Origin of the sequence: Blastococcus brunescens, from assembly GCF_035320885.1 — a bacterium.
Classification (GTDB): domain Bacteria; phylum Actinomycetota; class Actinomycetes; order Mycobacteriales; family Geodermatophilaceae; genus Blastococcus_B; species Blastococcus_B brunescens.
In genome coordinates this window covers 4,262,695-4,282,538 of sequence record NZ_CP141261.1, presented here as the reverse complement: position 1 = coordinate 4,282,538, position 19,844 = coordinate 4,262,695, and the positions used below count along the sequence as shown (strand labels likewise).

The following is a 19,844-nucleotide window of genomic DNA, read 5'->3' as shown; positions in this document are numbered from 1 at the left end:
CCCGGGGAGGACGCGCCGAAGCGATCCGGGAGCGACACGCCGTGGCGACGTCCCCTCACTCAGCGTGCCCGACCTCGCGCGACAGTTGTGCTCGACAACGGCGGTGGGAGGAGGATCCGGGTGCGCTTCGTGACCAGCGCGAACACCGCCACGACGGTGGTAGGCGTGTCGGAATGTCACGCCCATACGGATGCATCGTCACCCCGCGCCCGGGCGTGGCGCAACGGCCGAGATCGTTTCGCCTCCTCGGTGTCGGTCACCCATTGACCTGACCGCACCAACCTCGTGCAGAGATAGGAGCGCAACGACGATGATCGGTACCGACACCATCAGCCGTGTGATCGGCCAGGACGTCTACGACGAGTCCGGCGACAAGATCGGCTCGGCCGCGGAGGTCTACCTGGACGACGAGACCGGCCAGCCCGAGTGGGTGACCGTGCGCACCGGCATGTTCGGCACCAAGGAGTCCTTCGTCCCCATCCGGGACGCGAACCTCACCGACGACGGCGTCCGCGTGCCCGTCAGCAAGTCCAAGGTGAAGGACGCCCCGAAGATCGACACCGACGGGCACCTCTCCCCGCAGGAGGAGCAGGAGCTCTACCGCTACTACGGCATGGGCACCGGCACGGACACCGCGCAGACCATGACGACGACCACCGAGACGACGACCGGCATGGCCGACACGGGCATGGCCGACACCGGCCGCACCGACACCGGCCGCACCGACACCGGCCGCACCGACACCGACCGCACCGACACCGACGCCCGCGGCACCGTCGGCCACGACATCTCCGGTCCCACCACGGACGACGCCATGACGCTGTCGGAGGAGCGCCTCAACGTGGGCACCCGTCAGCAGGAGGTCGGCCGTGCGCGGCTGCGCAAGTTCGTCGTGACGGAGAACGTCACCCAGACCGTTCCCACCTCCCACGAGGAGGCGCGCCTCGAGCGCGAGCCGATCACCGACGCCAACATCGACAACGCGATGGACGGGCCCGCCATCTCCGAGGAGGAGCACGAGGTCGTCCTGCACGCCGAGACCCCGGTCGTGGACAAGGAGGCCGTGCCGGTCGAGCGCGTCCGCCTGGACAAGACCACCGTCACCGACCAGGAGACGGTCAGCGAGGCCGTCCGCAAGGAAGAGGTCGAGATGGACGGCGACAACGCCCGGGACCGCGACGGCCGCATCTGAGCAAGGACCCTGCTGCCCCCACGCCTCGCTCCGCTCGGCGCGGGCCCCTGCAGCAGGGCCATGAACGGCGGCGGCCGGTCGAGGACGTGCCTCGACCGGCCGCCGCCGTTCTCCATCCGGGTGGGATGTTGGCGAGTGTGAGCGAGCCCGGCGGCCGCCCCGGCAGGAGGACTACCTCGCGGCCGACCTGGCGGGGGTCTGCGGTGGTACTCTGTATGCAACTGCATACAGAGGAGTTGACCATGAGCGTCGGCATCGCGGACGACCACGTCGACGTCCTCGTCATCGGCGGCGGGAACGCCGGCTTCTCGGCCGCCCACGCGGCGGCCGAGCGAGGTCGTGAGGTGTTGCTCCTGGAGCGGGGCAGCCCGCGGGAGGCGGGTGGCAACTCTTATTTCACCGCCGGCGCCTTCCGGATCGCCCACGAGGGTTGGACGACATCCGGGACCTCCTCGACGACGAGCCCGTCCTGGCCCGAGCGGTGCTGCCGGCCTACGGCCGAACCGCTTTCCTCGCGGACATGCAACGGGTGACCGATGGCCGCACCGACCCCGTCCTGTCCGCCGTCCTCGTCGACGAGAGCCAGGACGCCCTGCGTTGGTTGCATCGGCATGGTCTCCGCTTCCGGCTCATGGACGAGCGGCAGTCCTACCCCGATGCGCACGGTCGCCTCGTGTTCTTCGGTGGGCTGGCGGTCGGAAGTGCCGGAGGCGGCAAGGGGCTCATGGAGCAGCACGCCGAGGCCGCACGGCAGGGCGGGGTTCGCGCCCGGTACCAGGTCCGCGCCCGGTCGCTCGTCCTGAGCGACGGGCGGGTCACGGGGTAACGTGGACCGGCCCCGACGGCGAGACGGGGACGACGACTGCAGAGTCGGTCGTTCTCGCAGCAGGCGGCTTCGAGGCGAATCCGGCGCTGAGGCGGGAGCACCTCGGGCAGGGCTGGGAGCGGGCCAAGGTGCGGGGAACGGCGCTCAACACCGGTGACATGCTCCAGGCAGCGCTTGCCGCGGGGCTGCACCCGGCGGGGACTGGGGCAGCTGTCACAGCGTCGCCTGGGACGCGCGCGCGGAGAACAACGAGAGCAACCGCGAGCTGACCAACCGGCTCACCCGGCAGAGCTACCCGATCGGCATCGTCGTCAACGCCGACGGCCGCCGGTTCATCGACGAGGGGCGGACTTCCGCAACTACACGTACGCCAAGTACGGAGCAGCGATCCTCGCCCAGCCCGACGGCGTCGCGTTCCAGCTCTTCGACGCCCGCACCCGGTCCATGTTGCGGACCGAGGAGTACGACAGCCCGGGCGCCTCCGTCGTCACCGCCGACACCCTGGATGCCCTCGCCGAGGGATGGGCGTGGACGCGGCGGTGCTTCGGGAGACGGTCGCCGACTTCAACGCGTCGATCGACCCGGCCATCCCGTTCGACCCGGCCGTCAAGGACGGTCGCCGAGCCGACACCCGCCCCCGAAGAGCAATTGGGCTCTGGCCTTGGACGAGCCGCCCTACTTCGCCTTCCCGGTGACCTGCGGGATCACGTTCACCTTCGGCGGACTGCGGGCCGACGAGAACGGTCGCGTGCAGGACCGTGACGGCGCCTCCATGCCCGGCCTGTTCGTCTGCGGGGAGATGCTCGGCGGTCTGTTCAGCGGCAACTATCCCGGCGGTACAGGGCTCACGGCCGGTGCGGTCTTCGGCCGGCGGGCGGGCGCTCTGGCCTGACGAGACGCCTGCTTCACCGTCCTGCGAGCTCCCGAACGAGTACGCGACCGCTGCTGACGCCGGTGAGCTGTTCCGCCGCTTCGGACATGGATACCGCGGCTCAGGACGCGACGATGTGCGGATGCTGCCACGCTTGGCGCGACGACTGCGCTGGGTGGAATCAGCGTCAGGGAAGCCGGCCCGACGCGAACCTGGTCTGGCACGATCACACGACGGTGCCATCACTCCTCCTGCCAGAGCTGCAGTCGGATGTCACGCGCGGCCGTGAAGTGCTGCATCGCGATCTGGGCGGCAGCTTCGGCGTCACGGTCGCTGATCGCCGAGACCAGCGCCACGTGTTCTTCGAGCGCGGCCTGGTGACGACCAGGGAACGCCAGCGTCGTCAGGGGATAGCGACCCAGGTGCATGTCCAGCCGTTCCAGCAGGTCCACGAGCGCCGCGTTGTGGCTGGCCGCCCAGATGGCGCGATGGAAGTCACGGTTGCGCTCGGCCAGTGCCTCGGCATCCTGCAGATCGACCGCAGCGAAGCGATCATCGGCACGTCGCATGGCCATGAGGTCGGCAGCGGTGTGCCGTTCCGCCGCGACAGCTGCCACTTTGCTCTCCAGGACGATGCGGGCCTCGTAGATGTCCATGATCTCCCCGGGGCTGCTCTCGCGGACCACGAGTCCCCGTTCGGTGCGACGTGCCAGCCCGTCCTGCTCCAGGCGCGTCAGGGCCTCGCGGATCGGTGTGCGGCTCACCTGGCACCACTTCGCCAGAGCGATCTCGATGAGCTGCTCGCCGGGCAGCAGTTCCCCGGACATGATCGCTTGCTTCAACCGCTCGTAAGGGCTGGCGCGGCGAGCTACGGCGGCCTTCCTGGGGTGACTGATGAGCCTCGGTTCGGACATCCAAGCTCCAGGGGCCGGGGGATGGACGGTACGGCAGATCTAAGGGTGCGTAACCAATCCGTTATACCTCGTTACTGCTCCGAGGGTTCCAGCACCAGGCGGTGGCCGGCCCTCCTCGAGCTGAGCTCCTCCCAGGCGATGCGCCACTCGGAGAGCGGGCTCACGGTGCTCTCGGGCGGCTGCACGCGGCCCTCGACGCACAACCCGAACACCTCTCGGTAGCACTCCTTGACCAGCTCTGGCGCGCGCTTCCGGTAGTCGCTGATCTGCAGGCCGGAGATCTCGATGTTCTTCAGCAAGGGGTAGTTGGCCTTCAGTACGGGGATGCGCCCGGCGGCGAAGCCGACGACCACCAGACGACCGCGCCAGGCAAGCGATCTCACCGCGCCGTCGAACGCGTCACCGCCCAGTGGATCGATCACGATGTCGACCCCGGCCCCGGCCGTTGCGTCGAGGACCTCTTCGCGCACGCTGGTGCGCAGATCCGACCCGGAAAGATCCACCACCCCGTCCGCTGGACCGGTGGGACGTCCCGGGCGGGACACCCCGGCGAGCACCGTGCCTGCGCCCAAGGCGTGGGCCAACTGCACCGCAGCCTGGCCCACCGCACCGCTGGCGCCCAGGACGAGAACCGATTCGCCGGGTACGAACCGGCCCCGCTCCCGCAGCGCCATCCATGCCGTGTCGTAGGCCAGGGACATGGCCGCCGCATCGGTGAAGGTCAGCGCGTCGGGGAGGTGGTGGACCTGTCGGTGGTCGACGACGACCGCCTCGGCGTATCCCCGTACTCGGCCATCGCGAGTACGCGGTCACCCGGCGCGAAGTCGGTGACGGCCGCACCGACCGATCGCACGACGCCGGCGGGTCCCTTCCCCGGGATGTACGGCAGGTCGGGCACGAACTGGTACTCACCGCGGAACGTCACCAGGTCGACGTAGTTGACCGGGACGGCTCGGACCTCCACCAGGACGTCGTCGTCACCCGGCACCGGGTCCGGGTGGTCCTCGAGACCGACGGCGTCCAGATCACCGAACCGGTGGATCGTCACAGCTCGCACGGAATGTTCCTTCCAGCGTGTGGTCAGGCGGACGTGGTCGTGGGAGGGGATCGCACGGGTCGAGGGCTCAGCCGCCCCTCCTCGATCCATTCGAGGAGTCGCCGCTTGAGCACCTTCCCGGACGGCATGAGCGGAAGATCGTCGACCGTCGCGAGGTACTCGGGCATGTCGTACTTGGACAGACCCGCGTCCGCCAGGTGGACGAGCAGATCACCGGACGAGACGTCCCGGTCGGGCTTAGGCTGGACCACGAGGCACACCCGCTCGCCCAACCGTTCGTCGGGGACGGGCACGGCCGCTGCCTTCGCCACGTCGGGGTGCTGCATCGCGAGGTTCTCGATCTTCGCCGGGAAGATGTTGTGCCCACCCCGGATGATCACGTCCTTCTTCCGTCCGGTGATCCGGAGGTAGCCCTCCTCGTCCATCCACCCGAGATCGCCGGTGAGGAACCAGCCCGAGGCGTTGAAGCTGCCCTCGGTGGACGCCTGATCGTCGAAGTAGCCGAGCATCAGGGAGGCACCTCGGCCGCCGATCTGCCCGACCTCGCCCGCCGGCAGCTGCTTCTCGGGGTCCTCCCGGGAGAAGATCGCCACCTCGTAGCCCGCGCACGCCCGTCCCGACGTGCCCACGACGAGTTCCGTTGCGTCATCCGGACGCGTGTAGTGGTGCGACCCGGCTTCGGTCATCCCGTATCCGCTCTGCGGGATCACGCCGACGTCCAGCAGTCCCTGTGCGACGACGGACGGCACGGCCGCCCCGAGATGCGGAAGCCGCGCAGTCGCGGCAGGCGCTTTCCGGTGCCGTCGCGCAACTCGGCGAGTAGGTCGATCGCGTGGGTCGGGACGCCGAAGGCGAAGGTCGAGCCGGTGTCGCGGAGCCGGTCGGCCAGGCTGGCCCCCGCGGCAGGTCGTGGACGACCAGCTCCGCGCCGGTGGTCAGGGCCAGGATCATGGCGCCGAAGCCGAGGTTGTGGCTGAGCGGTGACAACGAGTAGATGCACGACTCCTCGGTCAGCGACCAGTCGGCGGCCAGCGCCCGGGTCGGCGACAGCAGCGTGTTGTCCGAGTGCATGACCCCTTCGGCTGGCCCGTGGTACCGGAGGTGAACGCCAGGTAGGAGACGGTGTTGGGGTCCGTCCGCTCGGTCCCGGGGGCACCCGCGGGCAGGTCAGGGAACAGTCCGCCGGCCGGTACGGGATCGAGGACCCGGATCATCCGGAGGTGCTCGAGGTCCTCGACCTCCGCGACGATTTCCTCGCCCTCCGCGTCCGCGCCGTAGCCACGCTGCACCAATAGCGCAGACGCCCGCATACGCTTTACCAGCTCCGCGATCTCCGCGACGGTGTGGTCACGGTGGAGGGACGGGCAGGCGACGTACCCGCTGCGCGAGCAGGCCAGCACCGCCACGACCGTCTCGGTCCGGCTCGGCAGCCAGACGGCGACGCGGTCACCGCTGCGCAGGCCACGGGCGGCCAGGGCGGACGCGAGGCGATCGACCGCCTCGATCAGGTCACCGTAGGTCGTGGACCGGTCCCGCTCACGCACCGCAATCTTGTCGGGACCGCGACGCGCATGGTCGCGAACGAGGCCGTAGATGGTGCGGTCGCGCCAGTGACCAGCGGCCGCGAAGGAGCGCAAGTTCTCCTCGCTCAGCAGCGTAAGCAGGGTGTTCATGGGTCTCCTAGATGTGGTCGAACATGTCCTGGAGGCGGTCGGGGTCGGATGTTCGTGGCAGGCACAGGGCCAGGAGGATCCGCGCCTTCCACGGGGGAGGTTGTCGGCGGTCACCAGGCGCCGTCGCGCCATCTCCGGTGATCTGGGCACCCGGCCGCCGCCCACCCTGCTGGCCTGGCAGACCACCACGCCGGCGGCCACCGCCCGGTCCAGGCTGAGGTCTTCGGCTGCCGTGGGGCGACCGGCCCCGGTCCCGGCGCTCACCAGGCCACGGGCACCGGCCGCGACGGCTGCGTCCACGAGCGCGCCGTCAGCCCCCACGTAGGACACGACCACGTCCACCCGCGGCAGCCCGTGGAGTTCGTCCGGGGAGAAGCGCAGGTCGGCGGGAACGGGACGCGGCCGGTGGTAGAGCACCACCCGTCCGTCCGCGTCGGCGTAGCCGAGCGGCCCGGTGTCGGGCGACCGGAAGGCGTCCACGCGGAAGGTGGCGGTCTTGGTCACCTGCCGTGCGGCGTGCACCGTGTCGTTGAGGACGACCAGGACACCGTGGTCGTGCGCTTCAGGCGCGGCGGCGACCTGGACGGCACGCAGGAGGTTGAGGGCCCCGTCGCTGCCCAGGGCCGATGCCGGGCGGAGCGCACCGACCAGGACCACCGGCTTGGGGAGCGGACTGTGAGGTGCAGGAAGAAGGCGGTCTCCTCCAGCGTGTTGGTGCCATGGGTGATCACCACGCCGTCGTGGTCCCCGTCGAGCAGATCCTGCACGGTCCGCGCGAGGCGGATCCAGTCCTCCGTGGTCAGGGCATAGCTGGGGACCCGGCGGTAGGGCACCTCGTCGACCGCTGCCACGGTGCCCAGTTCCGGGAGTGACCGGAGGAGCTCGCCGTCGTCGAGACGGGCCCGCGTCTCGGTGTAGTGGGCGAGGTCCAGACGATCCAGGCCAGTCGCGTCGATCGTCCCGCCGGTGGCGATCAGCGCGACCCTGGCCCGGTCGCTCACCGTCCCGCCTGTCTGCTGCAGTGCTCGACTACGTCCGACGGGGAGGCGAACCAGACCTCGCCGGCATCGCGGAGGTGTCGTAGAGCGCGCTCGAGCGAGGCCGCACGGAACCCCTGGCCGGAGAGCCAGGGCTGCAGGTGCAGGCTCAGCAGGCGACCACCCTCGCCGTGCAGCGTGTCGAACGCCGCGACGACGCTGTCCGCCCAGGTCTCGGGCGCGACCATCCGGTGGTACGCCGCGGCGAGGTCGCTGAGCTCCCAGGAGAGCGGGAACGCCCACAGCTGCGCGCCGGCGCCGGTCATCCGGTAGGGCAGCTCGTCGTTGGCCCAGTCCGCCTGATAATGCAGTCCCGCCTCGGCGAGGAGGGCGGGGTGCGCTGCGACTCGCTGTGCTCAGGTCCGAGCCACCCGGTCGGCCGGCGCGACAGGGCCTCGGACAGCCGGTCGAGGGAGGTGCCGATGTAGTCGCGCTCCTCGTCCTCGGTCATCAGTGACGTGATGGGTCGGCTCGCGCTGAGGCCGCCGGCGATGATCTCGGAGACAGCGGGCTGGAGATGCCGGATCAGCGGCTCGTACCGCTCGGCGGTCAGGACGTCGACCACGGCCGAGGGGAAGATGTCTGCGGCATCGAAGATCCGCAGCAGCCGGAAGATCCCGACGCGGTGACCGAACTCGCGGTGGGACATGCGGGGACGTCCGGCGGTCTGCCAACACCCCGCCCCCGGGCGGTCGCGGGCCGGTACCGGTGGTGTCCTCCCACTCGACGGCACCGAGGTGCACCACCACGCTGACCGCGGTCCGGGCGCCGCCGGGCCAGGCGACGGGCGGCCGGTCGGGCAAGGGGCTCCAGGGAAACCATTCGTGGTCGTACCCCGCACGAGCCGGCCGGCCGGCATCCTCGCGGACCACGTTGGGCGTCAGGTCAGGCACGGGAACCACCCTCGGGACGTCCCACGTCGTGGCGCTGGGTGAGGTAGTGCCCGACGATGTCGCTCGCCCGGGCGATCCAGGCGCCCTGCGCCCGGAGGTGCGCCAGCACTCGATCGAGACCGTGGACGCGGTGGGGCTGCCCGATCGCGAACGGGTGCAGGGGAGCGCCATCATCCGTCCGCTCCCTTCGCCGGCGGCGTCCTGCGCCAGTCGGTCGAACTGGGCGATGCAGCGGCGGGCGTACTCGTCGGCCTCGACGTAGGAGCGCATGAGCAGCGGTGCGTCGTTGAGCTCGTAGCTGTACGGCAGAGCGACCATCTCCCGCCCGGAGGCGGTGCGCAGCGGGGTCGGCTGCTCGTCGTGCACCCAGTCGGCGTGGTAGGTCATGCCGACTTCGGCCATGAGATCAGGCGTCCACGGGTTACCGGTGATGTTGGGGCCCAGCATGCCCGCGAAGTCCCTGCCGATATGGCGCTGGAGGACGGCGTTGCACGTGGCGAGGAACTCCCGCTCGCCTCCTTGGTCCAGCCCGGTGAGGTACCGGGTGTTGTACAAGCCGTGGCTCATGAACTCCCAGTCACGGCCGACCATCGCCTCGGCGACCTCGGGATAGTGATCGAGCACCGCCACGTTCAACGACACGGTGGCGGGCACCTCGTACCGGTCGAGGACCTCAAGCATCCGCCAGAATCCCACCCGGTTGCCATAGTCGTGGTAGGCGTACTTGCGGACGTCGGGATGCGGTGTGCGCGGATAAGGGTCCACCGCTCCGGCCGGCGGCAGGTACTCGTAGTGCTCGACGTTGGGGACGACCCACACCGCCACGCCGGCGTTCGCGGGCCAGGAGAGAGGGCCCCGGTCGATGATCGGGGAGTACGGGATGCGGTCGTGCACCGGCCGGAACGGCCGGTTGTGCGCGTAGCTCATGGCGCGCCGCACCGAACGGGGCTCTTCGACCTCACCTCGGCATCCTTTCTGGGAGGACCGATCGGCGGCGACTCCGTCGCGCCCCGTGCAGGCAGGCGCGGCGGACGTCCGCTCAGCTCGTTCCCGACACCACCTCACGCGATACCTGGACCTCGCCCCTGGTGGCTGCGGCACCCTCCCAGCTATCCGGCCGAAGACTGCGCCGTTGGTCAGGCCGCTGCCGCCGGGATAGTTGAAGTAGAAGACCCCACCGACGGCTTCGCCGGCGGCGAAGAGGCCGGGGATGGGCGCCATGTCGGTGTCGAGAACCTGCGCGGAGGTGTTGATGCGCAGGCCACCGAAGGTGAAGGTGATGCCGCACGTGACCTGGTAGGCCTCGAACGGGCCCTGGTCCAGGCGATTGGCCCAGTTGCTCTTGGGCACGTCGAGGCCCGGCGTACCGCGGCCGTCCTTGACGTTGGGGTCGAAGGGGTGGCCGTGTCGACGGCGGCGTTGTAGCGCTCCATCTCGTCCAGGAAGCCCGCGGGGTCGACCCCTTCCAGCTTGCCCGCCAGTTCCTCCAGGGTGGGCGCGGTGACCTTGGTGACCTGGCGGATCCGGTATTCGTCGCGCAGCAGGTGCACGACCTTCTGGTCGAAGACCTGCCAGGCCATCTGCCCGGGCTGCTCCAGGATGCGACGGCCGTACTTGGCGTACGTGTAGTTGCGGAAGTCGGCACCCTCGTCGACGAACCGCTGGCCCAGGGCGTTGACCATGACCCCGAACGGGTAACTGTGCTTCTGGAAGCCGTCGCCGACGGCCAGGTCACCGAACTCCGGGGCGTTGCGCTCCCAACCGACGGCGTGGCAGCCCGACCAGTTGCCGTGGGGGCTCGCGCCGGCGTCCAGGCTCATGCGGATCCCGTCGCCGGTGTTGAACATCGTGCCGCGCACCTTCGCCAGTTCCCAGCCGGGGCCCAGGTACCGGGTTCGCCACTCCGTGTTGGACTGGAATCCGCCGCTGGCCACCACGACCGCGTCGGCGCGTTCCTCACGCGTGCGCCCGCCTTGCCGCACCCGGACGCCGTGCACCCCGTCGTCGTCGCTGATCAGCGACGACACGCGGGCGCCGTACTCGATCCGGATGCCGGCCGCTTCGGCGGCAGCGCAGAGGAGTCGACCAGACCCGGCCCGCCGCCGGCGACCTCGACGGTCAGCCCACCCCAGAACTTGAATCGACCGTCGACCTTGAAGGCCTGCCGACCGTAGATGGGCATGAACCGCACGCCCTTCTCGCGCATCCACAGCAGGGTCTGATAGCTGTTGCTCACCAGCGTGTCGGCCAGCTCGGGGTCAGTGCGGTACTCGGTCACGCGGGCGAGGTCGTCGAAGAACTGCTCTTCGCTGTAGCTGCCGAAGTCGGTGACGGCCACTTCCTCGTCGCTGAGGTCGGGCATCAGGCGACGCAGGTCGTCCACTCCGGCGTACGCCACCCGGATCGCGCCGGCGGTGAACGCGCTGTTGCCTCCGCGGCGCATCCGGTCGGCGCGCTCCAGCACCAGGACCTCAGCACCTTCCTCCCGGGCGGATAGAGCCGCGCAGAGAGCCGCGTTGCCGGCCCCGACAATGATCACCCGGCGCTGATCGGGCACGTGCACCTCCGGATACCGTTGTATACAGGCGAGTGACTCATTAGACCACGCCGTCGGGCTCGACGGGAGGCCCAGTCCGCCCGGCTTCATCTTCCGCGCCGACCGAGTCGGGCTATCGGCAGCAGCAGAGCCAGGCCGACGACGCCCAATGCCGCGGCGATGCCGGCTACCTGGAGGAGCCCGGAGACCGCCAGGGGCGAGCCGAACATCGCGGCGGCACGGACCGTCCCGGTCATGGCGATGGCTTGGCCACGCTCCTCGCGGTGGACGGACTCGCTCGCAACGGAGTAGCCGAGGACCTGGAGGACTCCGGCGCCCAGCCCGCTGATCACGAGGCAGGCGCCGGCGGCGGCGCCGGACCGGCCCGCCAGTCCGAGGAGTCCGACCCCGAGGGCAACGGCGAGGCAGCTGGTGGCGAGCGTCGCCGGTGCACTCCTCACGCGAACGCGCGTGAGGGCTGCTGAAGACGCCGTGTTGGCGGCGTTCGCCAGGGCCACGAGGACGCCCACCACGCCGGCTGCATGTCCCGCTGCACCGAGGACGGCCGGCACGTAGGAGCCGAGGAGTCCCTGCCACGCTCCCGCAACGCCGGCGGCCGCGGACCCGGTCACCACGAGGGGCGGCGCCACACCGGCGATCTCGCCGGGAGATCCGCAGTCGCGAAGAGCGGTAGGCGGCGCATGCCCAGCGACAGGACGGTGGCCGTCCCGGCCAGCGCCACGCCGAGCAGGAGTGCAGCTCCTGTCGACCTCTCCAACACGAAGCCGGCGGCCACGGGGCCGAGCAGCAGGCCGAGGTTCGCGATGGTCAGGTTGCGGGCCAGGCTGCTCGTGACGGGGCGGTCGTCCCGCACCACATGCGTCTGCATGCCGGTCCAGAAGCACGCGCGAGAGACGCCTTGGGCCGCCTGTGCGAGCAGGAACAGCACGACGCCGGTGGACGCCGCCACGGCAGCGAAGGACGCGCACAGCAGTACGCCGGCGGACGTGACCAGAAGGCGGTCCGGGTAGCGCCGGAGCACGGCTCCGAGGCATGCGCGTACCGCGATCTGGGCCAGTGCCGAGACCGCGGTCAGGACGCCGACCTCTGCGAGGAGTAGCCCGCGTCCACTGCGAGGAGCGGCAGTGTGATCGAGCTGGCGCCCAGGCCGGTGCCGTAGACGATCGTCGCCGCGTCAACCGTCCGTGGTGACGACCGGCCTCCGCTCACCATGGGCGCGCACCTCCGGTTGTCGCCGCCGACGCCGTCGGCCGGCCGTCGACGCCGCGATGAGCCGCATCCCGGTGTATACACCGATGTTCGTGCACCCCTGGCCCCGGCATGGTTCCGCGGTGGTGCTGGGGGCGCCGGCGGAGGATGGTCGTCACCCCGGGAGCGTCGCGAACGGCTGCGGCGACGGATCGAATCCGAGACATGCACCCTGGCGATTTACTGCATGCTGCGGTATACAAAGCGTTCCGAGGAGGCGCCATGGAATTCAGCAGACCGGAGAGCCTGGACGAGGCGCTCCGACTACTCGCCGACGGTGGTGAGGACTGCACCGTCATCGCCGGGGGCACCGCAATCATGCTCATGATGCGCAACGGTCTTCTGCATCCGGAGCATCTGATCTCGATCGACCGCTTGCCGGAGCTCGACTTCGTCGACACGGTGGACGGAGACGTCCGGTTGGGGGGCTCACCAGGCTCCGGACGATGGAGCGATCCCCAGCCCTGCACTCGGCCCTGCCGACCCTTGGGCAGACGCTCGGACTCGTCGCCAACCACCGTGTCCGACAGCAGGCGACTATCGGCGGCAACGTGTGTGAGGCCGACTACGCCTCCGACCCGCCGGCGGTCCTGGTCACCCTGGGGTGCCGTGTTCGACTCGTCTCCGCGCGGGGGAGCGGTGGCTGCCCTCGGCGAGTTCCTCGTGGACTACTACACGACGGCCAAGGAGCCCGACGAGCTGGTCGTCGAGGTGGCCGTCCCGCGTCCCTCCCCGACGGCGCACACCACCTACATCAAGTACGTGAGCAGGTCGAGCGAGGACCGGCCCTGCGTAGGGGTGGCGGCCTACGTCGACCTGGACGAGGGAGGGCGGTGCACCGATCTGCGGGTTGCCATCGCCGGCGCCACCTCGACGCCTTTCGTGCTCTCGGAGGTCACCGACGCCTGCAAGGGCGCGACCTTCGACTCCGCGGCCCGCCGGGAGGTCGCCCGGGGTTACGAGGACGAGATCCGCCCCATCGGCGATGTCCGTGGTTCCGCCCAGTACCGCAAGCACGTGACCGGTGAACTCGTGTTCCGCGCACTGGAGGCGGCGTCGTCGGCACAACCGAACGGAGCGATGAGGCTGTGAACAACCAGGAAGTGGCCGTCGGGGTCGAGGTGGGGGACGTCGTCGGTCGTCCCGTGGACATGTTCCAGGCGCGCGCGAGGGTCGACGGCAGCCTGAACTTCGCTGTCAACGCCGAGCTGCCGAACATGGTCTTCGCCCGGCTGCTGCGCAGCCCCGTGGCTCACGCACGCATCCTCTCGGTCGACACCAGCGCGGCCCAGGCGATGGACGGCGTAGTCGCGGTCCTGACCGCCGCTGACTTCGAACGCAAGGGAGCTCCGCACCGCCACTTCGGCCCTGTGCTGCAGGACCAGCCGGTGCTCTGCGGGAGCAAGGTGCGGTTCGCCGGCGACCCCGTCGCGGCGGTCGCCGCGGAGACGGAGGAGATCGCCGAGGCCGCGCTGCTGGCCATCGACGTCGAGTACGACGAGCTGCCCGTGGTCGCCGAGCTGGACGACGCCTTGGCCGACGGGGCAGCACTGGTCCACGACCGGCCGCCGGAGCCGCGGGGCCGCGTGTACCCCGACATCAACCTCGTCGGCCGCGAAGGCAACATCTGCACCAAGTTCCAGCTGCGCAAGGGCGACCTGGAGGCCGGGTTCGCGCAGGCTGACCACATCGTCGAGAGCGTGTACGAAAGCCCCGCCGTCCAGCACGTCCCCATGGAGCCGCATGTCGTGCTCGCCTCCTTCGAGGGCAAGCGGCTGACGGTCACGACGGGGACGCAGACCCCTACGCCGTGCGTGACACGCTCGCCGAGATGTTCGGGGTGCCGTCGTCGGCCGTGCGCGTCATCGTCCCGCCCCTGGGCGGGGGCTACGGGGCCAAGACCTACGCCAAGGTCGAGCCGGTGACGGCGGCGCTCGCCTGGAAGGCGGGTCGGCCGGTCAAGCTGGTCCTGTCGCGGGAAGAAGAGTTCTTCACCATCACGAAGCATGCGGCTCGGATCCACATGCGCACCGGCGTGATGAACGACGGCCGTCTCGTCGCCCGGGACGTCCAGGTGCACTTCAACGCCGGGGCCTACGCGGACATCAGTCCACGGTTGATCAAGAACGGCGGGTACAGCTGCGTCGGGCCGTACGACATCCCGCACGTCCGAGTCGACTCCTATGCGGTCTACACCAACAGGCCGCCGGCCGGTGCCTACCGTGGATACGGGGTCTCGCAGGCGGCCTGGGCGTACGAGTCGCAGATGGACGAGATCGCCGACCTGCTCGGTATCGATCCGGTCGAGCTCCGGCACCGGAACCTCCTGACCGAGGGGTCCACCTTCGCCACCGGCGAGGTGATGCACGAGGCGCGCTGGAAGGATCTCCTGGACCGCAGCGCCGCCGCGATCGGCTGGCCGGACGACCGGCGCGTGCAGGTGAGCGACACCCGTGTCCGGGCCAAGGGCATCGCCGTCATCCTGAAGTCGACGATCACGCCGTCGACGTCGAACGCAGCGGTGCGCCTGGACGCTGACGGAAGCCTGCAGGTGCTCACCTCCTCGGTGGAGATGGGGCAGGGCGCGCACACGGTGCTCGGCCAGCTCGCGGCGGATCGGCTGGGTCTGCCGATGGGGGCGGTGAACGTCGCGGCGCCGGACACGCAGTACACGCCTTACGACCAGACCACGAGCTCCAGTCGCACCACCCGCGCCATGGGGGTGCCGTCACGCATGCGGCGAACATGGTCCGCGCGAAACTGCTCGATCTGGCCGCCGACGTGCTGGAGGCGGCGCCCGAGGACCTCGTCATCGGCAACGGGGAGATCTCCGTGCGCGGCACCCCTCGTCGAGCCTGACGATCCAGGAGGTGCTCTACCGCACCCGCACCGGCAGCATCACCGGCGACGGCGAGATCAAGACCGTCGGCGGCCTCGACCCGGAGACCGGGCAGGGGATCGCCAGCGACCACTGGCACCAGGGCGCGGTGGGAGTGGAAGCCGAGGTGGATCTCGGAACCGGCAAGGTCTATCTCCGCCGGCTCCATGCCATCGCCTACGCGGGTCGGGTCGTGAACCCGAAGATGGCCCGACTGCAGATGCACGGCAGCGTGTTCTTCGGTATCGGGCACGCGCTCTACGAGGAGATGGTCTTCGAGGACGGGATCCTCACCAACCCGAATCTCTCGGACTACGCCTTGGTCGCGATGGGGGACGTGCCCCCGAGCTCGAGGTGGAGCTGCTCGAGGACGAGGGCAGCGCACACATCCACGGCCTCGGTGAAACCGTGCTCCCGCCGGTCATCGCGGCCATCGGCAACGCCGTGAGCGCCGCAGTCGGGGCTCGCGTCAGATCCCTTCCGATGACCCCGGAGCGGGTCCTGGCAGCGAGGAGGACGTGATGCAGGAGGACGACCGCAGCAGCACGGTCACGTGCACGGTGAACGGAGCGGAGACCTCCCTGACCGGGAGGCCGGCCACCGCTGCCAGCGCGGCGCTGCGCCAGCAAGGACTGTTCAGCGTCCGCGAGACGTGCGGACTCGGCGTCTGCGGGACGTGCACCGTCCTGCTGGACGGTGAGCCGGTCAGCACCTGCATCACACCCCTCTACATGTTGGAGGGGCGCGATGTGCGCACGGTCGAGGGGCTGGAGGAGGACGGCGAGCTCAGTGACCTGCAGACCCAGTTCACCGAGTCGCAGGCGTTCCAGTGCTCCTTCTGCACGCCCGGGTTCCTGCTGAGCGCGTCCGCCCTGCTGGAGAGCAGCACCGGCGATCTGGACGACGCCGCGATCGAGGAGGGGCTGCAGGGTCACCTCTGCCGGTGCGGGTGCTACGAGAGCATCAAGGAAGCCGTCCGGTCCTGCGCCGCGCGCAGCGCGTCCCGCCGGGCTGGGTCCCTGTGACGGGCGACGAGGGTCTCGGGCGTCAGCCGAGTGCCTCTGTTCGACGTTCCGTCCCTAGTCCCGTACGCCTCGTGAGGCGGCACATCGAGAGGAACTCGTCATGATCGAGCTGCGCAACACCTTCAGCATCCCAGCAACCGTCGAGGAAGCCTGGGCGGTGCTTCTCGACATCGAGAGGGTCGCCCCGTGCATGCCGGGTGCCAAGCTCGACCCTCAACGGGGACGAGTTCGAGGGGTCGGTCAAGGTCAAGCTGGGCGCCATGGTGCTGACCTACCGGGGTACGGCCAGGATCGTGGAGCGGGACGAGGCCGCACACAGGGCCGTGATCGAGGCGGCTGCCAAGGAGTCTCGCGGAGCCGGGACGGCCAAGGCCAACGTCATCGCATCTCTGCACGCCCGGGGGATCAGACCGAGGTCGAGGTCGTCACCGAGCTGCACGTCACCGGTAAGCCGGCCCAGTTCGGTCGCGGCGTCATGGCAGACGTCTCCGAGCGGCTGATCGGCCAGTTCGCGGATCGGCTGCGCGAAGAGATGGTCGCGCCGGCACCTTCGGCGCCTTCGGAACCCTCCGCGGCCCCTGCCGACCAGCAGGCGAGCCCTGGGGATACCGCGCCGGCGAGCACGCCGGAGCCGGTCCGCCCAGCGCAGCACAGCGACGAGCCGATCGATCTGCTGGCTGTCGCAGGTGGTCCGCTCGCCAAGCGGGCGGCCGGGGCGGCTGCGGCCGTGCTCGCGCTGCTCGTCGTATTCCGCGTGGCCCTACGGCGCTCAGGCGGATCTTCTGGCCGACGGGGCGGGCTGCCGGAGGGCATCACCGTGCTGTGTTCCTGCGGGCACGAGGGCCGCGTCGTCTGAGCCCCGCCATGCGCCGCTGATGGCGGGCGGCACGGCGTGACGACCGCGGTTCTCAGCGGCTCGTGACGCGGGCGGTCCGCCGGCTGAGCGGCCCGTCCCGCCTGAACTGGCGACGACCGGGCACGCGGACGTGGGATGACCGTCGTGGATACCCCTCGCCCGGCCGCCGAGGAACGTGGAGTCGGGCGGGCGTCCTGGCCGCGTGCTGCCGGGTGGTCCGGATCGGCTGGTCGGTCCCGTCCGTCCTGATCGGCCCACCGTCCCGCCCGGTCACCGCCAACGCGCGGTCCCGGGCCGGTCGCGCGGCTCGCAGGGAGTCGGGGCGGCACGAAGCTGCGCGACCGGTGGGGATGTGTCGTGCGCTCGGCCGCGGCCCCGGTCGATCCAGTCGCGGTCCTGATCCACGGGAGCGCGAGACATCGGTCAGGAGGGCGCGGCGTGGGACTACGACGAGGCCGGCCGCGGCCCTGGCGATGCCCCGCGCTCGGAGAAGAGCCGCCCGGCGGCCTTCCTACCAGGAACCCGAGGACGTGAATCGGTGACCGCGTCGATGACGCGTCCGCGACGAGTCGCCTTCGCCGCCACGCTGACATTGACGATGGCGGGCCCACCGCTCGTCGTGATCGCGCTGAGTGCATTCGGGCCATGGGTCGTGGCCGACCTCGACCTCACGCGTGCGCAGTTCGGCTCCTTCGCGACGGTGGCCTTCGCCGTGGCCGCGGCGCTCTCGGCCGTCGGTGGTCGACTGGTGGACCGCGTGGGTGGTCGCCCCGCGGCGATGGTGGTCTGCGGGGGGCCTGCGTCGTCCTGTTGCTGGTAGCACTGGCCCGGACGTACGGGGCGGTGCTTGCAGCGGTTGCCCTGTCCGGGTTCCTGCTGGCCCTCGCCAACCCGGCGACCAACCTGCTCGTATCGACGCACGTGCCCCTGGACGGCGGGGCGCCCTCGTCGGGCTGAAGCAGAGCGGCGTGCCGTTGAGCCAGGTCGTCGGCGGCGCGCTGCTGCCGGGCCTGGCCGTGCTCACCGGCTGGCGCACTGCGGCCACGGTGGCCGCGCTCATCCTGGCGCCCACGCTGGTGATGTCGTACTTCTTCGTCCCGTGCACGTCCGTCCGTGCGAGCCGTCTCCCGGGATCGGCCCGGCGGCCGGTGCCCGCGAACGTGTGGTGGATGACCGGATACGCCTTTCTGCTGGGCTGTGCGCTACAGCCCACGATCGTCTACCTGCCACTGTTCGGGCACGAGGATCTCGGTCTCAGCGTGGGCATGGCCGGGCTGACCGTCGCTGTGATGGGAGCGATCGGACTGGTGGCCCGGGTCGCCTGGGGCCGACTCTTCGAGCGGGTGCGCCGGCCCCAGCTGCTCCTCGCGGCCCTCCCGGTCGTGGCGACAATGGCCGTGGGCGTGCTCGTCACGGCCAGCGTCGTCGAGGCTCCCGGCCTCGTCTGGATGGCCGCCGTCCTGCACGGAGCCAGCGCCGTCGCTGCGACCGCGGTGATCATGCTGGCCGTGGTCGCCACGACGGACGCGGCCGTCGTGGGGTCGGCGACGGGACTCGTCGCCACCGGCCAGTTCACCGGGTTCGCCGTGGGCCCGATCGCGTTCGGCGCACTGGTCGACGGCACGGGCGCCTACGGCCCAGGATGGCTCGTGGTAGGCGGGGTGTACCTGCTGGCGGCGCTGGTCATGGTGCTGGCGGCATGGCAACAGCGGCGTCCTGCAGGTCGCGGCTGAGAGCGTTCCCGGACTGGCCTGGTGCGCGCAGGGGTGCATCGTGGACATCGAGCGCGTTGGTGCCCTCGTCCCGCAGCGCCACCCCCGGGCTGAGTCAGCTGTAGGCGGGGGCACTGCGGCAGCTCGCCGACTGCACCGCCAGCCAGGTCTGCGGATGCCGGTGGAAGCTGGTGCACAGCAGGGGCACCACGACGTCGGTTGACGGCTGAATGACCATTCGTTACCTTCGTCGCATCCACTGGCGGGAGGCGGCAAGGTGAGCAAGAAGGCATTGGTGATCGGCGGCACGGGACCCACAGGGCTGCCGATCATCCAGGGGTTGGAGGAGCGCGGCTACGACGTCGCCATGCTCCACAGTGGCAAGCACGAGCTGCCGGAGCTCCCGGAGACCCGGTTGGAGCACATCCACGCGAGCGCTCACTTCGCCGAGACGCTGGGCGAAGCTGTCGGTTCGCGGACCTTCGACCTGGTCATCGCCACGTATGGCCGGCTCCGGGTGCTGCCCGAGGTCTTCGGCGGACGCGTCCCGCGGCTGATCACCGTCGGCGGGACAATCTATGAGACCCCGCTCTCGCGTCCTGCCGTCGAGGACTCCCCGCGCGACCTGAACCACAAGATCTACCAGAAGATCGTCGAGACCGAGCACACGCTGATGGATGCTCACGACGCCGGCGAGTTCTCGCTCACCCACCTGCGTTACCCGAACCTCTACGGACCGCGTCAGCTCGCCCCTCGGGAGTGGTCGGTGATCCGTCGCCTGCGTGACGGGCGGCGCCGGATCCCCGTGCTGGACGCCGGTCTGACGCTCGAGAGCCGCGCCTTCGTCCGGAACGCGGCCCATGCGGTGCTGCTCTGCGTGGACCACCCGGAGGCCGCGGCGGGGCAGTTCTACAGCGTCGTGGACGAGCACACGCCGTCGGACGCCGACCGGGTCCTGGCGATGGCTGAGGTGATGGGGATCGACGATGTGGAGCTCGTCTCCTTCCCGCCGCAGCTCGGTCGACCCGCCTGGTACTGGGGGATCGGTCGTAGCCTGCGGTGGGGCAGCGATGGCACGCCGCCCCCACGGGCCATCTGTTGATCT

The 19,844-nt window shown here is 70.3% G+C and carries 23 protein-coding genes and 6 pseudogenes; 15 read left to right on the top strand and 14 right to left on the bottom strand.

What is annotated here, in order from left to right:
* Positions 1 to 310 precede the first annotated feature (310 nt).
* The 3 genes from U6N30_RS28830 (at position 311) to U6N30_RS28820 (ending at position 2,018) form a co-directional block, all read left to right on the top strand.
* On the top strand, positions 311 to 1,192 hold the full coding sequence (locus tag U6N30_RS28830; RefSeq protein WP_324274965.1) for a PRC and DUF2382 domain-containing protein: 882 nt from the start codon (positions 311 to 313) through the stop codon (positions 1,190 to 1,192).
* Between the two features lie 242 nt (positions 1,193 to 1,434).
* Positions 1,435 to 1,725, top strand: a complete 291-nt coding sequence (locus U6N30_RS28825) for an FAD-dependent oxidoreductase (protein WP_324274964.1) — start codon at positions 1,435 to 1,437, stop codon at positions 1,723 to 1,725.
* A complete protein-coding gene (locus U6N30_RS28820) occupies positions 1,722 to 2,018 on the top strand; it encodes an FAD-binding protein (protein ID WP_324274963.1) in 297 nt (98 codons plus the stop codon). The genes U6N30_RS28825 and U6N30_RS28820 overlap by 4 nt, the downstream gene beginning before the upstream one ends.
* Before the next feature lie 359 nt (positions 2,019 to 2,377).
* On the opposite strand, the gene U6N30_RS28815 is transcribed toward U6N30_RS28820, so the two are convergent.
* On the bottom strand, positions 2,378 to 2,509 hold the full coding sequence (locus U6N30_RS28815; protein WP_324274962.1) for a hypothetical protein: 132 nt from the start codon (positions 2,507 to 2,509) through the stop codon (positions 2,378 to 2,380).
* Positions 2,510 to 2,523: 14 nt separating this feature from the next.
* On the opposite strand from U6N30_RS28815, the gene U6N30_RS28810 reads away from it, so the two are divergent.
* Positions 2,524 to 2,910 carry an FAD-binding protein gene (locus tag U6N30_RS28810; protein WP_324274961.1) on the top strand — a complete coding sequence of 129 codons (387 nt, stop codon included), beginning with the start codon at positions 2,524 to 2,526 and terminating at the stop codon, positions 2,908 to 2,910.
* Positions 2,911 to 3,131: 221 nt separating this feature from the next.
* Here U6N30_RS28810 and U6N30_RS28805 read toward each other — a convergent pair whose 3' ends face one another.
* The 13 genes and pseudogenes from U6N30_RS28805 to U6N30_RS28750 form a co-directional block, all read right to left on the bottom strand.
* Positions 3,132 to 3,803 (bottom strand): GntR family transcriptional regulator, encoded by a 672-nt coding sequence (locus U6N30_RS28805; RefSeq protein ID WP_324274960.1) that lies wholly within the window; start codon positions 3,801 to 3,803, stop codon positions 3,132 to 3,134.
* A 71-nt stretch (positions 3,804 to 3,874) separates the two neighbouring features.
* The gene (locus U6N30_RS28800) at positions 3,875 to 4,504 is read right to left on the bottom strand and encodes a zinc-binding dehydrogenase (protein WP_324274959.1); all 630 of its coding nucleotides are present in this window, start codon (positions 4,502 to 4,504) and stop codon (positions 3,875 to 3,877) included.
* 20 nt (positions 4,505 to 4,524) lie between these two features.
* Positions 4,525 to 4,860: an alcohol dehydrogenase catalytic domain-containing protein gene (locus U6N30_RS28795; RefSeq protein ID WP_324274958.1), complete on the bottom strand. Its 336-nt coding sequence runs from the start codon at positions 4,858 to 4,860 to the stop codon at positions 4,525 to 4,527.
* A gap of 23 nt (positions 4,861 to 4,883) precedes the next feature.
* Positions 4,884 to 5,609 (bottom strand): class I adenylate-forming enzyme family protein, encoded by a 726-nt coding sequence (locus tag U6N30_RS28790; RefSeq protein WP_324274957.1) that lies wholly within the window; start codon positions 5,607 to 5,609, stop codon positions 4,884 to 4,886.
* A gap of 261 nt (positions 5,610 to 5,870) precedes the next feature.
* A complete protein-coding gene (locus U6N30_RS28785; protein WP_340371376.1) occupies positions 5,871 to 6,665 on the bottom strand; it encodes an AMP-binding protein in 795 nt (264 codons plus the stop codon).
* Positions 6,642 to 7,534, bottom strand: a pseudogene (locus U6N30_RS28780) (asparaginase); the annotation flags it as partial. The pseudogene U6N30_RS28780 and the gene U6N30_RS28785, both read right to left, overlap by 24 nt.
* Positions 7,531 to 7,836 carry a polysaccharide deacetylase family protein gene (locus U6N30_RS28775; protein WP_324274956.1) on the bottom strand — a complete coding sequence of 102 codons (306 nt, stop codon included), beginning with the start codon at positions 7,834 to 7,836 and terminating at the stop codon, positions 7,531 to 7,533. The pseudogene U6N30_RS28780 and the gene U6N30_RS28775, both read right to left, overlap by 4 nt.
* A gap of 90 nt (positions 7,837 to 7,926) precedes the next feature.
* Positions 7,927 to 9,390 (bottom strand): polysaccharide deacetylase family protein, encoded by a 1,464-nt coding sequence (locus tag U6N30_RS28770; protein ID WP_324278526.1) that lies wholly within the window; start codon positions 9,388 to 9,390, stop codon positions 7,927 to 7,929.
* 276 nt (positions 9,391 to 9,666) lie between these two features.
* Positions 9,667 to 9,813 (bottom strand): annotated as a pseudogene (locus tag U6N30_RS34815) (FAD-binding protein); the annotation flags it as partial.
* Between the two features lie 59 nt (positions 9,814 to 9,872).
* Positions 9,873 to 11,110, bottom strand: a pseudogene (gene tcuA, locus U6N30_RS28765) (FAD-dependent tricarballylate dehydrogenase TcuA); the annotation flags it as partial.
* A complete protein-coding gene (locus U6N30_RS28760) occupies positions 11,107 to 11,904 on the bottom strand; it encodes an MFS transporter (protein ID WP_324274955.1) in 798 nt (265 codons plus the stop codon). The gene U6N30_RS28760 and the pseudogene tcuA, both read right to left, overlap by 4 nt.
* Positions 11,845 to 12,068 (bottom strand): annotated as a pseudogene (locus U6N30_RS28755) (hypothetical protein); the annotation flags it as partial. The pseudogene U6N30_RS28755 and the gene U6N30_RS28760, both read right to left, overlap by 60 nt.
* A 23-nt stretch (positions 12,069 to 12,091) precedes the next feature.
* Positions 12,092 to 12,232 carry a hypothetical protein gene (locus U6N30_RS28750; RefSeq protein WP_324274954.1) on the bottom strand — a complete coding sequence of 47 codons (141 nt, stop codon included), beginning with the start codon at positions 12,230 to 12,232 and terminating at the stop codon, positions 12,092 to 12,094.
* A 108-nt stretch (positions 12,233 to 12,340) separates the two neighbouring features.
* Here U6N30_RS28750 and U6N30_RS34810 point away from each other — a divergent pair.
* The 11 genes and pseudogenes from U6N30_RS34810 to U6N30_RS28695 all read left to right on the top strand — a co-directional run.
* Positions 12,341 to 12,894: pseudogene (locus tag U6N30_RS34810) on the top strand (FAD binding domain-containing protein); the annotation flags it as partial.
* A 13-nt stretch (positions 12,895 to 12,907) separates the two neighbouring features.
* Entirely contained in the window at positions 12,908 to 13,360 is a 453-nt protein-coding gene (locus U6N30_RS28745; protein WP_324274953.1) for an FAD binding domain-containing protein, read from the top strand.
* 59 nt (positions 13,361 to 13,419) lie between these two features.
* Positions 13,420 to 14,927: pseudogene (locus U6N30_RS34805) on the top strand (molybdopterin cofactor-binding domain-containing protein); the annotation flags it as partial.
* Positions 14,928 to 15,138: 211 nt separating this feature from the next.
* A complete protein-coding gene (locus tag U6N30_RS28730; RefSeq protein WP_324274950.1) occupies positions 15,139 to 15,594 on the top strand; it encodes a molybdopterin cofactor-binding domain-containing protein in 456 nt (151 codons plus the stop codon).
* Between the two features lie 73 nt (positions 15,595 to 15,667).
* Positions 15,668 to 16,171: a (2Fe-2S)-binding protein gene (locus U6N30_RS28725; protein ID WP_324274949.1), complete on the top strand. Its 504-nt coding sequence runs from the start codon at positions 15,668 to 15,670 to the stop codon at positions 16,169 to 16,171.
* A 197-nt stretch (positions 16,172 to 16,368) separates the two neighbouring features.
* Positions 16,369 to 16,671: an SRPBCC family protein gene (locus tag U6N30_RS28720; protein WP_324274948.1), complete on the top strand. Its 303-nt coding sequence runs from the start codon at positions 16,369 to 16,371 to the stop codon at positions 16,669 to 16,671.
* On the top strand, positions 16,647 to 17,027 hold the full coding sequence (locus U6N30_RS28715) for a hypothetical protein (RefSeq protein ID WP_324274947.1): 381 nt from the start codon (positions 16,647 to 16,649) through the stop codon (positions 17,025 to 17,027). Before U6N30_RS28720 ends, U6N30_RS28715 begins: the two co-directional genes overlap by 25 nt.
* Positions 17,028 to 17,565: 538 nt before the next feature.
* Positions 17,566 to 17,847 carry a hypothetical protein gene (locus U6N30_RS28710; protein WP_324274946.1) on the top strand — a complete coding sequence of 94 codons (282 nt, stop codon included), beginning with the start codon at positions 17,566 to 17,568 and terminating at the stop codon, positions 17,845 to 17,847.
* Positions 17,838 to 17,984 carry a hypothetical protein gene (locus U6N30_RS28705; protein WP_324274945.1) on the top strand — a complete coding sequence of 49 codons (147 nt, stop codon included), beginning with the start codon at positions 17,838 to 17,840 and terminating at the stop codon, positions 17,982 to 17,984. Before U6N30_RS28710 ends, U6N30_RS28705 begins: the two co-directional genes overlap by 10 nt.
* A gap of 11 nt (positions 17,985 to 17,995) precedes the next feature.
* Complete coding sequence (locus U6N30_RS28700; protein ID WP_324274944.1) at positions 17,996 to 18,760, top strand: MFS transporter; 765 nt, start codon at positions 17,996 to 17,998, stop codon at positions 18,758 to 18,760.
* Between the two features lie 256 nt (positions 18,761 to 19,016).
* The gene (locus U6N30_RS28695; RefSeq protein WP_324274943.1) at positions 19,017 to 19,841 is read left to right on the top strand and encodes an NAD-dependent epimerase/dehydratase family protein; all 825 of its coding nucleotides are present in this window, start codon (positions 19,017 to 19,019) and stop codon (positions 19,839 to 19,841) included.
* Positions 19,842 to 19,844 lie beyond the last annotated feature (3 nt).

What these genes read in the sequence shown, in the direction of transcription:
- U6N30_RS28830 (WP_324274965.1), top strand. Translation starts at nt 311, where the DNA reads ATGATCGGTACCGACACCATCAGCCGTGTGATCGGCCAGGACGTCTAC.
- U6N30_RS28825 (WP_324274964.1), top strand. Translation starts at nt 1,435, where the DNA reads ATGAGCGTCGGCATCGCGGACGACCACGTCGACGTCCTCGTCATCGGC.
- U6N30_RS28810 (WP_324274961.1), top strand. Translation starts at nt 2,524, where the DNA reads ATGCCCTCGCCGAGGGATGGGCGTGGACGCGGCGGTGCTTCGGGAGAC.
- U6N30_RS28805 (WP_324274960.1), bottom strand. Translation starts at nt 3,803, where the DNA reads ATGTCCGAACCGAGGCTCATCAGTCACCCCAGGAAGGCCGCCGTAGCT.
- U6N30_RS28800 (WP_324274959.1), bottom strand. Translation starts at nt 4,504, where the DNA reads ATGTCCCTGGCCTACGACACGGCATGGATGGCGCTGCGGGAGCGGGGC.
- U6N30_RS28785 (WP_340371376.1), bottom strand. Translation starts at nt 6,665, where the DNA reads ATGGCGCGACGGCGCCTGGTGACCGCCGACAACCTCCCCCGTGGAAGG.
- U6N30_RS28775 (WP_324274956.1), bottom strand. Translation starts at nt 7,836, where the DNA reads ATGACCGGCGCCGGCGCGCAGCTGTGGGCGTTCCCGCTCTCCTGGGAG.
- U6N30_RS28770 (WP_324278526.1), bottom strand. Translation starts at nt 9,390, where the DNA reads ATGAGCTACGCGCACAACCGGCCGTTCCGGCCGGTGCACGACCGCATC.
- U6N30_RS28750 (WP_324274954.1), bottom strand. Translation starts at nt 12,232, where the DNA reads ATGGTGAGCGGAGGCCGGTCGTCACCACGGACGGTTGACGCGGCGACG.
- U6N30_RS28725 (WP_324274949.1), top strand. Translation starts at nt 15,668, where the DNA reads ATGCAGGAGGACGACCGCAGCAGCACGGTCACGTGCACGGTGAACGGA.
- U6N30_RS28715 (WP_324274947.1), top strand. Translation starts at nt 16,647, where the DNA reads ATGGCAGACGTCTCCGAGCGGCTGATCGGCCAGTTCGCGGATCGGCTG.